The organism is uncultured Friedmanniella sp. (genome assembly GCF_964244005.1).
In the GTDB taxonomy this organism is placed as follows: domain Bacteria; phylum Actinomycetota; class Actinomycetes; order Propionibacteriales; family Propionibacteriaceae; genus Microlunatus.
In genome coordinates, this window is record NZ_CAXTHG010000014.1 from 61354 (window position 1) to 73802 (window position 12449).

Consider the following 12449-nt stretch of genomic DNA (forward strand, 5'->3'; position numbering starts at 1 on the left):
GGCGGAGGGATGCTCGAGCGTCTCGCCTACGATGTTCCCCGTGCTTCGGATGATCGACCTACGCGGCCGGGCCGCGGCCGGCGAACCGCTCGACTACGCCACGGTGGTCCCGAGGGCCGCCTTCGACGTGACGGCGGCGGTCGAGGTCGTCCGGCCGATCTGCGATGACGTCGCTGCCCGAGGGGCCGTAGCCCTGGCTGAGTACTCCGAACGCTTCGACCACGTCGTCCCGGCCAGCTTTCGGGTGCCCGCCGAGGCCCTGGCCGCCGCGGAAGCCGCGCTCGACCCCGACGTCCGCGCGGCCTTCGTCGAGTCGATCCGACGCCGCCGTACGGTCAGCGAGGCCGAGCTGGGGCAGCGCGGCGTCGAGGTCACCCTCGCTCCCGGCGCCCGGGTGGCCCAGCGGATGATCCCGGTCCGCCGGGTCGGCCTCTACGTGCCCGGCGGGCTGGCGCCCCTGTCGTCCAGCGTGATCATGAACGTCGTCCCGGCCCAGGTGGCCGGCGTCGCGTCGATCGCCGTCGCGTCGCCGCCGCAGCGCGAGTTCGGCGGCCTGCCGCACCCCAGCATCCTGGCGGTCTGCTCGATCCTCGGCGTCGAGGAGGTGTACGCCGTCGGCGGCGCCCAGGCGGTCGCGATGTTCGCCTACGGGGTGCCCGACCTGTGCCCGCGCGTCGACCTGGTCACCGGTCCGGGCAACATCTACGTCGTCGCGGCCAAACGGCTGCTCAAGGGTCGGGTCAACATCGACTCCGAGGCCGGACCGACTGAGATCGCCGTGCTCGCCGACGCGAGCGCCAACCCGGTCCACGTGACCGCCGACCTGGTGTCCCAGGCCGAGCACGACCCGATCGCCGCGGCCGTCCTGGTCACCAGCTCCGCAGAGCTGGCCGCCGCGGTCCAGGCCGAGCTGGGTGGCCAGGTCGCTGCGACCAAGCACGCCGACCGGGTCCGGACCGCCCTCGGCGGCGCCCAGTCGGCCGTCGTGCTGGTCGACGACCTCGACCAGGGCACCGCGGTGGTCAACGGCTACGCCGCCGAGCACCTCGAGATCCAGACCGTCGACGCCGAGGCGCGCGCCGGGCTGATCACCAACGCGGGCGCCATCTTCGTCGGTCCGTGGTCGCCGGTCTCGCTCGGCGACTACTCCGCCGGCAGCACCCACGTCCTGCCCACCGCCGGCTGCGCCTGCCACTCCTCGGGCCTGAACGTGCTCAGCTTCCTCAAGGCCGTCAACGTCATCACCTACTCCGAAGCCGCGCTGGCTGAGGTCGCCCGGCACGTCGAGGTGTTCGCCGACGCCGAGGACCTGCCCGCCCACGGTGCTGCGGTCAGCCGCAGGTTCTCATCGTGAGCGCCCCGCCCCCGACGAGCACCGTGGCGGAACCGGCGGCGCTCCCCGTCCGGCCCGAGCTGGTGGGGGAGGTGCCGTACGGCGCCCCGCAGCTGGACGTGCCCGTCTGTCTCAACGTCAACGAGAACCCGTACCCGCCGAGCGAGGCGGTGGTCGCCGACATCGCTGCCGCCGTTGCGGACGCGGCGCGGTCGATGAACCGCTATCCCGAACGCGACGCGCTCGCGCTGCGCGCCGACCTGGCGGCCTACCTCGGCCACGGCCTGACCGGCGACCAGGTGTGGGCGGCCAACGGCAGCAACGAGGTGATGACCCACGTGCTGCAGGCCTTCGGCGGACCGGGCCGCAGCGTGGCGACCTTCACCCCGACCTACTCGATGTATCCCGAGTACGCCCGCAACACCCACACCGGCTGGCTGACCGTGCCCCGGGCTGCCGACTTCACCATCGACGTGGCCGCTGCGGTCGCGGCCGTGAAGCGGCTGCAGCCCGACGTCGTGCTGCTGACCAGCCCGAACAACCCGACCGGTACGGCGGTGAGCCTCGATACCGTCGCCGCCGTCTGCGCGGTAGCGCCCGGCGTGGTCGTCGTGGACGAGGCCTACCACGAGTTCGCCCGGACCGGGACGCCGAGCGCGCTCGAGCTGCTGCCCGACCACCCACGGCTGGCGGTCAGCCGGACGATGTCCAAGGCGTTCGCGTTCGCCGGCGGCCGGCTTGGCTACCTGGCCGCGTCGGCGGCGTTCGTCGACGCGCTGCGGGTGGTCCGGTTGCCGTACCATCTGTCTGCCGTCACCCAGGCGGTGGCGCGCGTCGCGCTGGCCCACGCCGAGGAGATGCTGGCCGCGGTCGACCGGCTCCGGACTGCCCGCGACGACCTCGCCCGCGACCTGGTGGCCCGCGGGCTGGCCGTGGCCGACTCCGACGCCAACTTCCTGCTCTTCGGCCGGTTCGCGGACCGGCACGCCGTCTGGCAGGGGCTGCTCGACCGCGGCGTCTTGATCCGCGAGGTCGGCCCCGACGGCTGGCTGCGGGTCTCCGCCGGGACCCCGGCGGAGATGGCCACCTTCATCGACGCGCTCGACCGCGTCCTCCAGATGAATCGCGTCCTCCAGGTGAGTCCCGTCCTCCAGGTGAATCCCGTCCTCCAGGTGACCCGATGACGGCCCCCCGCACCGCCAGCCTCGAGCGTTCGACGAGCGAGTCCAGTGTCCGGCTGTCGCTGGACCTCGACGGGACGGGGGAGTCCTCGATCTCCACCGGTGTCGGCTTCTTCGACCACATGCTGACCGCGCTGTCGAGGCACTCGCTGATCGACCTGCAGGTCGAGAGCACCGGCGATACCCACATCGACGCGCACCACACCGTCGAGGACACCACCATCGTGCTCGGCCAGGCGCTGCGGACCGCGCTCGGCGACAAGCGCGGCATCCGCCGCTTCGGCGACGCGGTCGTGCCGCTGGACGAGGCCCTCGCGTCGGCGGTCGTCGACGTGTCCGGGCGGCCGTACTGCGTGCACTCCGGCGAGCCCGAGGGCCAGGCGTACGTGCGGATCGGCGAGGTGCCCTACACCGGCTCGCTGACCCGGCACGTGATGGAGACCCTCGCGTTCCACGCCCACCTGTGCCTGCACCTGACCCTGCTCGCCGGCCGCGACCCGCACCACATCGTGGAGTGCCAGTTCAAGGCCGTCGCCCGGGCGCTGCGGTCCGCGATCGAACCCGACCCGCGGGTGACCGGCGTCCCGAGCACGAAGGGCGCGCTGTAGTGGCGGCTCCGGTCGTGGTGCTCGACTACGGCTCCGGCAACCTCCGCTCCGCCGAGCGCGCCGTCGCCGTGACCGGGGTCGAGGTCGTCGTCACGGCCGACCTCGACCAGGCGCGCGCGGCTGACGGCCTGGTCGTCCCCGGGGTGGGCGCGTTCGCGGCCTGCATGGCCGGGCTGGACGCCGTCCGTGGTGGGGCGCTGATCGCCGAGCGCGTCGCCGCCGGCCGGCCCACGCTGGCGATCTGCGTCGGCCACCAGGTGCTGTTCGGCTCCGGGGTCGAGCACGGCGTCCGCAGCGCCGGCGTCGGCGTCTGGCCCGGTGTGGTCGAACAGCTGCAGGCGCGTCGACTGCCGCACATGGGCTGGAACACCGTGCAGCCTGCCGCCGACAGCGGCCTGTTCGCCGGTGTCGAGGACGAGCGCTTCTACTTCGTGCACAGCTACGGCGTCCGGATCCTCGCCGAGGCGCCGGGCCGCCGGATCACCTGGGCCGAGCACGAGGGCGACCGGTTCGTCGCCGCGGTGGAGGAGGGCGCGCTGTGGTCGACCCAGTTCCACCCCGAGAAGTCCGGCAGCGCCGGCACCCGGCTGCTGACCAACTGGGTCGCCACCCTGTGAGCGCCTCCACCGACGGCTGGACCGTCCTGTTCGACCTCGGCAACGTCGTGCTGAGCTGGCAGCCTGCCCGCGCGTACGAGCAGGTCCTGGCGCCCGAGCTGGTGGGTGACTTCATGGCCAGGATCGACTTCGACGAGTGGAACCGCACCCACGACTCGGGCCGACGCTACGCCGACAGCGAGGCCGAGCTGGTCGCCCGGCACCCCGAGCACGCCGAGACGGTGCTGGCCTACCGCCGCCACTTCGACGCCACCCTGGACACGGTGCCCGGCACCGGCGCGGTGATCGCCGAGCTGCAGCAGGCCGGGGTCGGACTGCACGCGCTCACCAACTGGTCCGCGGAGACCTTTCCGGTCGCCCGCAGCCGGTTCGGCATCCTGCGCCGCTTCGCCGACATCCTCGTCTCCGGCGAGGAGCTGCTCGCCAAGCCCGACCCGGCGATCTTCACCCTCGCGCTGGACCGCTTCGGGCTGACCGCCCAACGCACGGTCTTCGTCGACGACTCACCGCCGAACGTCGAGGCCGCCCGGTCGCTCGGCATCACCGGGCTGCACTTCGTCGGCGCCGACCAGCTGCGCGAGGACCTGGTCGCCCTCGGTCTGCTCACGCCGCGCGAGCCACTCGGCCGGTCGGTGCTGCACCTCACCGAGCGAGTCTGGTGGGAACAGGCCCAGACGACGGGGGACTACCCCTGGTCGAGCCGCCGCGCCACGTACGAGGCCGAGGGCTTCGTGCACCTCAGCTTTCCCGACCAGACGCCCGCCACCCGACAGCGCTACTACGGCGACGTCCCCGACGCCGACCTCGTCGTGCTCGAGCTCGACCCTGACCGGCTGTCCGTACCGGTGGTGGTCGAGGACCTCGGCGCCGGACCGTTTCCCCACCTCTACGGGCCGCTGCCCGTGGCGGAGGTCGTCGCGGTCCACACCATCAGCGACGACCCGGGCTGACGGCGAGACGTCACGAGGCGTTCGGCTCGTGTTCACCCGGCCTGGCTAGCGTGCGGCACCCCGCACCCCTCTCCAGGACGGATCCCGATGCGACGCGCGCTCTACGTGGCAGCCTTCGACTCCCAGCTCAAGTGGTGCGGCCGGATCCGCGACGAGCTCGAGCTGCGCGGCTTCACGACCGAGGTGGTCCGGCCCGACAGCCGCTCAGCGCTCTCGGAGCAGCAGATCGCCGACGCGGGCTTCGACGAGGTGCCGATCCTCAGCAAGGACGAGCTCGTCGACCGGATGATCGCGTCCGACGTGGTGGTGCTCAGCCTGCAGGGACCAGCCACCCAGGTGCTGCTCTTCGCGCTGGCTGAACGGCTGGAGGCGACGGAGCGGCTCGACGGCGCAGCCGGACCCGGCCCGGTCGTGGTCACGGGCTGGGTGGGCGTGATCATCGAGAAGATCACCGCCGGCTACCTGGCCCGCTGCGGTTCCGACGTGGTCGCGGTCAACTCGGTGTCGGACCTCGAGCACTTCCAGCACGCCGCCCGCCACCTCGGGCTGCCCGCGGACAACCTGCTGCTGGCGGGGCTCCCTTTCCTCAGCGCGGCACCGTCGCCCGCGATCGAGGGCACGGTCAAGCGGCTGCTCTTCGCCGACCAGCCGACCGTCCCCTCCGCGGCGGCCGAGCGGGAGTACCTCTACGCCGGGGCGATCGCCTACGCGCGGGCCCACCCCGACCGCGAGGTGCTGCTGAAGCCCCGGCACCGGCCTGATGAGGACACGTTCCACAAGATGCGTTTCCATCCCGAGGTGTTGCTGGCCGGGGTGGACGTGCCCTCGAACTTCTCCATCGACTACACCGCGATCGCCGAGCTGCTGCCGAGCGTCGACCTGCTGGTCACGGTGTCCTCGACGGCCTGCCTGGAGGCCCTCGACCACGGTCGCCGGGTGGCGCTGGTGCTCGACCTGGGCGTGCACGAGCGCTACGGCAACCACGTCCTGCTCGAGAGCGGGCTGCTCCGGACCTGGGAGCAGATCAGCGCCGACGACCTCGGGACGCCGGACCCGCAGTGGCTGGCGAGCTACTTCTTTCCCCGGGACCGAAGCTCCAACCAGGCGATCGGGGACCGGGTCGAGGAGCTGCTCAGCTCCGGCGAGCGCCCCGCGGCAGGGGTGCGGGCGTCCGCCTACTTCCGCAGCGCCGCCGCCTACGACCGCGTCCGGCCCCAACGCGAGCTGCGCCCGGCCTCGTCGGGCCGCCGACGGCTGCGTCCCCGCGACTTCGTCCCGCCGGTGCTGCACCGGCCTGTCCGCTCCGGCGTCCGCGAGCTGCGTTCGGTGGTCACCCGGTTGCGGTTGCGGCACGTCGAGAGCGGGGTCGAGGCCCAGGAGCCAGACCAGGCACCGTCAGCTTCTCGCCGGATGTTTCCCTGACGTTCACAGGTTCTCGTCCGTCTGGCCACGTCGGCTGCCTACCGTTCCGCTTATGAACACCTCACCTGCAGTGCAGCCGGGATCTGCGCTCCTCGCAGCCCCCACCCGGCGTCTTGGCGCCCGCGAGGTTGGCCCGGGCCGTCCCGTGTACATCACCGGCGAGATCGGGATCAACCACAACGGCGACCTGGCCAACGCCTTCGCCCTCATCGACCAGGCGGCCGCCGCCGGCTGCGATGCGGTCAAGTTCCAGAAGCGCACCCCCGAGATCTGCACCCCCCGCGACCAGTGGGACATCGAGCGGGACACCCCGTGGGGGCGGATGAGCTACATCGACTACCGGCACCGGGTCGAGTTCGGCGAGGACGACTACCGCCAGATCGACGCCCACGCCCACTCCCGCGGTATTGCCTGGTTCGCGTCCCCCTGGGACGTCGAGGCGGTGGACTTCCTCGAGCAGTTCGACGTGCCGGCCCACAAGGTCGCCTCCGCCTCGCTGACCGACGACGAGCTGCTGCGCCGGCTGCGCGCCACCGGGCGGACCATCGTGCTGTCCACCGGGATGAGCACGCCCAAGCAGATCCGGCACGCCGTCGAGGTCCTGGGCAGTGAGAACATCGTGCTCTGCCACGCCACCAGCACCTACCCGGCGCGCCCGACCGAGCTCAACCTGAGGATGATCCACACGCTCCAGTCGGAGTTCCCCAACGTCCCGATCGGCTACTCCGGGCACGAGACGGGCCTGCAGACCACGCTCGCCGCGGTCGCGCTGGGGGCTGTCTTCGTGGAGCGGCACATCACCCTGGACCGCGCCATGTGGGGCTCCGACCAGGCCGCGTCGGTGGAGCCGCCCGGGCTGCAGCGGCTGGTCCGCGACATCCGGATCATCTCGGAGTCCCTCGGCGACGGCGTGAAGAAGATCTACGACGGCGAGCTGGCCGCGATGAAGAAGCTTCGCCGGGTCCAGGGTGCGTCCGAGGGCGAGCTCGTCGGCGCGAGCAGCTGAGATGGCCTCACCCGGGGGGACCCTCGCGCTCGTCGAGAGCCCGGCCCAGCTGCTGAACGTGGTCGAGTGGGCCCACCACGCTGCCGCGTCCGGACAGCTCGCGGGCGACGACCTGCACGTCGTCGTCCTCGCCCCGGTCAACGAGGTGTCCCGGCGCCAGCTGCGCGCCATGTCGGCGCTGGCCCGGGACGAGGGCCTGCACGTGTCCTGGCACGAGCCGCGCCACGGTGGGGCTTCGATCGCCCGGACCGTACGCTCGCTCGCCGCCGAGCTCACCGGCATCGGTCGGCTCGTGGTCGGTGACCCGTTCTCGGGCGTGCTGCAGGTGGTGATGAGCATCAGCCGGGCCCCCGAGGTGGTGATCGTCGACGACGGCACGGCCACGCTGGAGTTCGCCCGGCAGTGGGTGGCCGGTGAGCACCTCTCGCGCTGGCACAGCGTCGCCACCCCCGACCGGCGCCGCCAGATCAGCGCCTTCGCGCGCGACCAGATCTCCGGCTCGGTCCGCCGCCGGATCTCGTCGGAGTCGGGCTGCCGGCTCAGCCTGTTCTCCAGCCTGGACGTGACGTTGCCGAAGGTGCCGGTCCTCCGTAACGGCTTCGGCTGGGTCCGTGGCCGCTTCCCCGCGCCCGAGATCAAGCTCGGCTCGGACCTGATCGGCACCTCGCTGGTCGAGACCGGCGTCGTCGACGCCGACCACTACCTGCGGGGCGTCGCCAGCCTGGTCGACCAGTACGCGGTGGACCGCTACTTCGCCCACCGCAAGGAGGACGCCGCCAAGCTCGCCCAGATCGAACGGCTCGGCCTCACCGTGGTCCGGCCCGACCTGCCGCTGGAGATCGCCGCCCGCCTCGGCGTCCTGGCCCGGCGACTGATCAGCTTTCCCTCCACGGTGGTGCACACGCTGCCGCTGGTGCTGGCCGACACCCCGGCCGAGCTGCTGGTCTGCGACATCGACGACAGCTGGTACACCGCCCAGGCCTCGAGCCGGTCCGAGGACTTCCTCGACGAGGTCAGCTCCTCGGCGCGGCACCGCTTCGGCCTCGCCGCCGTCGCCTGCTGACCCGCGCCGCTCGGTCGGCCGGCCCGTTCGGCTCCGGTAGGGTCATCGGGTGATTTCGCCGCCCGAACCGCTGGTGCTGCTGCCCGCCGTCGACGTGGCCGGGGGCCAGGCCGTCCAGCTCGTCCAGGGCCGGCTCGGCTCGGGAAAGGTGTTCGGCGACCCCCGCGCCGCCGCCGAACGCTGGCAGGACGCCGGAGCCGAGTGGATCCACCTGGTCGACCTGGACGCGGCGTTCGGCCGCGGGAGCAACGCCGAGATCATCGCCGAGATCGTCACCCACCTGCGCGTCGACGTCGAGCTCTCAGGCGGCATCCGCGACGACGCCTCGCTCGAGCGGGCGCTGGCCACCGGCTGCCGCCGGGTCAACATCGGGACGGCCGCGCTGGAGCAGCCGCAGTGGTGCGACGAGGTGATCAGCACCTACGGCGACCGGATCGCCATCGGGCTCGACGTCCGCGGCCGCCGGCTCGCCGCGCGCGGCTGGACCGCCGAGGGCGGTGACCTCGACGAGACGCTGGACCGGCTCGAGACCGCCGGCTGCGCCCGCTACGTGGTGACCGACGTCGCCTCCGACGGCATGCTGTCCGGCCCGAACCTGGAGCTGCTGGGCCACGTCTGCGCCCGGACCGACGCACCGGTGGTCGCCAGCGGCGGCATCTCGACCCTGGAGGACCTGTTGGCCCTGCGCGCGCTCGTCCCCGAGGGCGTGGAGGGCGCCATCGTCGGCACCGCCCTCTACGTCGGCAGCTTCAGCCTCGAGGAGGCCCTCGTGGCCGCGTCCTCGCCCCTCGCGCCGCAGGACCGTTCGTGACCTTGTTGGAGGGCCGGCTGAGCGAGCTGCTGGCCGGCCAGAAGATCGTGCTGACCGGGGTGACCGGGTTCATCGGCGAGCAGCTGCTGTGGAAGATCCTGACCGAGCTGCCCGACACCACGCCGGCGGTCCTGGTCCGGCGCAAGGGCTCCGCGACGGCCCGGGACCGGATGATCTCCCTGGTCAAGCACAAGATCTTTGCCGAGGTGCGGGAGGCGGCCGGTGGCGCCGAGGCGCTGGTCGACACCCGGATCGAGGTGATCGAGGGCGACCTGCCGAACGTCCCCGCGCTGCCCAACGACCTCGACGTGGTGGTGCACTGCGCCGGCGACGTGTCGTTCGACCCGCCGATCGACCAGGCGTTCACCACCAACGTGGTCGGCACGAAGGCGCTGATGGAGCGGATGCTGGAAGCGTGCCGCGGCCGTGGGACAGAGCCGGCGCGGGTGCCGCACTACGTGCACATCTCCACCGCGTACACCGCGGGTCGCCGCCGCGGCGCGATCCCCGAAGGGCCGCAGGAACACAGCGTCGACTACGACGCCGAGACCGCGGCCGGGCTCGCGATGCGGGAACGGGTCGAGGCGCAGTCCCGGATGCCGGAGCAGCTGACCCGGCTGCGCAAGCAGGCCGAGCGGGTGCACCGCCGCGCCGGCTACCTGACCACCGCCGCCGACACCGAGCGACGGCGCAAGGAGTGGGTGAGTGCTGAGCTGGTACGGGCCGGCACCGAGCGCGCCCGGTCCCTGGGGTGGACCGACGTCTACACCTTCACGAAGGCCCTCGGCGAACGGGTGGTGGCCGACCTCGGCGCCGAGATCCACGTCTCGATCGTCCGGCCGGCCATCGTCGAGTCCTCCTGGGCCCACCCCTACCCGGGGTGGATCGAGGGCTTCAAGATGGCCGAGCCGCTGATCCTCGCGTACGGCCGGCACGAGCTGCCCGAGTTCCCGGGTTCGCCGGACTCGGTGCTGGACGTCGTGCCCTGTGACTTCGTGGTGAACGCGATCCTGGCCGTCTGCGCGACCCGGCCCACCACGGGAGAGTGCGCCTTCTACCACGTCAGCTCCGGGGCGCGGAACCCGCTGACGATCGCCGACATGTACCGCCACATCCGCGCGTACTTTCTCGCCCATCCGCTGGAGGTCACCGCCAAGCCGGGCTCCCCGTTGCCCGAGTGGGACTTTCCCGGCGCGGCGTCGGTGGGCCGGCTGCTCAACACCTCCGGGCGCGCCGCTGAGCTGGCCGAGCGGCTGATCACCAAGGTCCCGCGGTCCGACCGGACCCGGCGGGCCGCCCGTAACCTCGACCGCTTCCGCAGCCGGTTGGACGACCTCAAACGGTACAACAGCCTCTACAACGAGTACCTGCAGTCCGAGCTGCACTTCGTCGACGACCGCACCGCCGCCCTCTCGGCCTCCCTCGATCCGGCCGACGTCGAGGGGTTCGCCTTCGACACGGCCGTGATCGACTGGAAGACCTACATCGAGGACATCCACTGCCCCTCGATCACCAGCTCGGTCCGCCGGATGGACGCGCTCCGACGCAAGCGGGGCTCACGACCGAGCACGATGAAGGACCTCGGCACCAACACCGCCGGCGCCGCCGCCGTGGCGATCTTCGACCTGGACGGCACGATCATGTCGACCAACGTCGTCGAGCAGTACCTGTGGGCGCGGCTACCCGAGCTGGCCCCGGTGCGCCAGCTCGCCGAGGTGGGCCAGGTGGCGCGACGGCTGCCCGGCTACCTGCTGGCCGAGCAGCGTGACCGCGGCACCTTCCTGCGCGCGGTCTACCGCCGCTACCGGGGGATGGACCTGGCCGCTCTGGAAGAGCGGGTCGACACCACTCTCGCGCCGTACATCCTGGACCGGCTGTCCCCGGACGCGCTGAGCCGGATCCAGGCACACCGGGACGCTGGGCACACCACCGTGCTGATCACCGGCGCCGTCCGGACGCTGACCCGGCCGCTGCGGCCCTACTTCGACGTGATCGTGGCGGCAGACCTCGCGACCGGTCCGGACGGCCGCTGCTCGGGCTTCCTCGCGACCCCGCCGCTGGTGGGGGAGTCGCGGGCCGCCTGGCTCAAGCACTACGCCTCCCTGCACGGGGTCGACCTCGGCCGCAGCTTCGCCTACGCCGACTCCCACTCCGACCTGCCCATGCTGGAGAGCGTCGGCCACCCGGTCGCCGTGAGCCCGGACATCCCGTTGATGCGGGCGGCCCAGCGTCTCGGCTGGTCGGTCGTGGAGTGGCGGATCAAGCCCTCCACCCCGCGCTGGCGGATCCCCAAGTAATCTGTCCTCGCTCCGCTCGGACGCGTCGGGGGCTCTAACCCGCCGGCGTGTCCCCAGTAGGATCGTTCGCATGTCGGGACACTCCAAGTGGGCAACCACCAAGCACCAGAAGGCCGTCGTCGACGCGCGCCGGGCCAAGTCGTTCGCCAAGCTGATCAAGAACATCGAGGTCGCCGCCCGTCTCGGTGGCGGTGACGTCGACGGCAACCCGACGCTCTACGACGCGATCCAGAAGGCCAAGAAGACCTCCGTCCCCAAGGACAACATCGACCGTGCGGTCAAGCGCGGCTCAGGGGCGGAGTCCGGCGGGGCCAACTACGAGACGCTGATGTACGAGGCGTACGGACCGGCCGGGATCGCCATGCTAATCGAGTGCCTGACCGACAACCGCAACCGGTCGGCGTCGGAGGTGCGGATCGCCGTCACCCGCAACGGCGGCACGATGGCCGACGTCGGCTCGACCGCCCGGGTGTTCAGCCGCAAGGGTGTCGTGGTCATCCCCAAGCACCAGGAGGGCCGCGACGTGACCGAGGACGACGTCCTCGAGGCCACGTTGGACGCCGACCCGGACGAGGTGAACGACCTCGGTGAGTCGTTCGAGGTCGTCAGCGACCCGGCCAACACCGTCGCGCTGCGGACCGCGGTCCAGGAGGCCGGCCTCGACTACGACTCGGCCGAGGTCTCCTTCGTGCCCGAGTTCACCACCGAGGTGGACGCGGAGACGGCCGAGAAGGTCATGAAGATCATCGACGCCCTCGAGGACTCCGACGACGTGCAGAACGTCTACGCCAACTTCGACGCCTCCGACGAGGTCCTCGCCAGCATCGGGTGACCAGCTCAGCCCCAACGCCGGTGCGCCGCCCCGTCGCGGAGGTGCTCGTCCGCGCAGCCGCGCTCGGTGCTCGTCTCGGGCCTCGCCGATCACAGCTCCGAGGCCGTCGGCACCGCCCTCACCCAGCTCGCCAGTGTGGGGTACGAGGTGGTGTTCACCGGCATCGGCCTGGCGGTCGGAGTCGTCACCGGTCTCGCATCGGCCGGAGTCTGGCTTGCGCTCGTCGTCGTCGGAAAGGTACGGCCCTGGATCCGCCGTGGTCGTGGCGGCGGCAGCCAGCGTTATCCTCCGCTAGCGACTCCGGACCCTTGCTAGGTTTCGCTTACCAA

General features: G+C 71.9%; 11 protein-coding genes. All 11 read left to right on the top strand.

Going from position 1 to position 12449, the window contains the following annotated elements; translation table 11 throughout:
* Nucleotides 1-40: 40 nt before the first annotated feature.
* The 11 genes from hisD to ACFE76_RS10870 all read left to right on the top strand — a co-directional run bounded on the left by hisD (nucleotide 41) and on the right by ACFE76_RS10870 (nucleotide 12120).
* Nucleotides 41-1354, top strand: coding sequence for a histidinol dehydrogenase (hisD, locus tag ACFE76_RS10820; RefSeq protein ID WP_375431764.1), 1314 nt, complete (start codon nucleotides 41-43; stop codon nucleotides 1352-1354).
* Complete coding sequence (locus tag ACFE76_RS10825) at nucleotides 1351-2517, top strand: histidinol-phosphate transaminase (protein ID WP_375431765.1); 1167 nt, start codon at nucleotides 1351-1353, stop codon at nucleotides 2515-2517. The genes hisD and ACFE76_RS10825 overlap by 4 nt, the downstream gene beginning before the upstream one ends.
* The gene (hisB, locus tag ACFE76_RS10830) at nucleotides 2514-3122 is read left to right on the top strand and encodes an imidazoleglycerol-phosphate dehydratase HisB (protein WP_375431766.1); all 609 of its coding nucleotides are present in this window, start codon (nucleotides 2514-2516) and stop codon (nucleotides 3120-3122) included. Before ACFE76_RS10825 ends, hisB begins: the two co-directional genes overlap by 4 nt.
* Nucleotides 3122-3739: an imidazole glycerol phosphate synthase subunit HisH gene (hisH, locus tag ACFE76_RS10835; RefSeq protein WP_375431767.1), complete on the top strand. Its 618-nt coding sequence runs from the start codon at nucleotides 3122-3124 to the stop codon at nucleotides 3737-3739. The genes hisB and hisH overlap by 1 nt, the downstream gene beginning before the upstream one ends.
* Nucleotides 3736-4689 carry an HAD-IA family hydrolase gene (locus ACFE76_RS10840; RefSeq protein ID WP_375431768.1) on the top strand — a complete coding sequence of 318 codons (954 nt, stop codon included), beginning with the start codon at nucleotides 3736-3738 and terminating at the stop codon, nucleotides 4687-4689. The genes hisH and ACFE76_RS10840 overlap by 4 nt, the downstream gene beginning before the upstream one ends.
* An 87-nt stretch (nucleotides 4690-4776) precedes the next feature.
* Nucleotides 4777-6111 (top strand): DUF6716 putative glycosyltransferase, encoded by a 1335-nt coding sequence (locus ACFE76_RS10845; protein WP_375431769.1) that lies wholly within the window; start codon nucleotides 4777-4779, stop codon nucleotides 6109-6111.
* Nucleotides 6112-6163: 52 nt separating this feature from the next.
* Complete coding sequence (locus tag ACFE76_RS10850) at nucleotides 6164-7117, top strand: N-acetylneuraminate synthase family protein (RefSeq protein WP_375431770.1); 954 nt, start codon at nucleotides 6164-6166, stop codon at nucleotides 7115-7117.
* 1 nt (nucleotide 7118) lies between these two features.
* Nucleotides 7119-8180, top strand: a complete 1062-nt coding sequence (locus tag ACFE76_RS10855; protein ID WP_375431771.1) for a hypothetical protein — start codon at nucleotides 7119-7121, stop codon at nucleotides 8178-8180.
* Nucleotides 8181-8229: 49 nt separating this feature from the next.
* Entirely contained in the window at nucleotides 8230-8991 is a 762-nt protein-coding gene (priA, locus tag ACFE76_RS10860; RefSeq protein ID WP_375431772.1) for a bifunctional 1-(5-phosphoribosyl)-5-((5-phosphoribosylamino)methylideneamino)imidazole-4-carboxamide isomerase/phosphoribosylanthranilate isomerase PriA, read from the top strand.
* Nucleotides 8988-11288 carry an HAD-IB family hydrolase gene (locus tag ACFE76_RS10865; RefSeq protein WP_375431773.1) on the top strand — a complete coding sequence of 767 codons (2301 nt, stop codon included), beginning with the start codon at nucleotides 8988-8990 and terminating at the stop codon, nucleotides 11286-11288. The genes priA and ACFE76_RS10865 overlap by 4 nt, the downstream gene beginning before the upstream one ends.
* 70 nt (nucleotides 11289-11358) lie before the next feature.
* Complete coding sequence (locus ACFE76_RS10870; protein ID WP_375431774.1) at nucleotides 11359-12120, top strand: YebC/PmpR family DNA-binding transcriptional regulator; 762 nt, start codon at nucleotides 11359-11361, stop codon at nucleotides 12118-12120.
* Nucleotides 12121-12449: the final 329 nt, after the last annotated feature.

Bases quoted from the DNA above. Each gene is read 5' to 3' on its own strand.
- ACFE76_RS10855 (WP_375431771.1), top strand. From the start codon at position 7,119: ATGGCCTCACCCGGGGGGACCCTCGCGCTCGTCGAGAGCCCGGCCCAG.
- ACFE76_RS10845 (WP_375431769.1), top strand. From the start codon at position 4,777: ATGCGACGCGCGCTCTACGTGGCAGCCTTCGACTCCCAGCTCAAGTGG.
- hisB (WP_375431766.1), top strand. From the start codon at position 2,514: ATGACGGCCCCCCGCACCGCCAGCCTCGAGCGTTCGACGAGCGAGTCC.
- ACFE76_RS10850 (WP_375431770.1), top strand. From the start codon at position 6,164: ATGAACACCTCACCTGCAGTGCAGCCGGGATCTGCGCTCCTCGCAGCC.
- ACFE76_RS10870 (WP_375431774.1), top strand. From the start codon at position 11,359: ATGTCGGGACACTCCAAGTGGGCAACCACCAAGCACCAGAAGGCCGTC.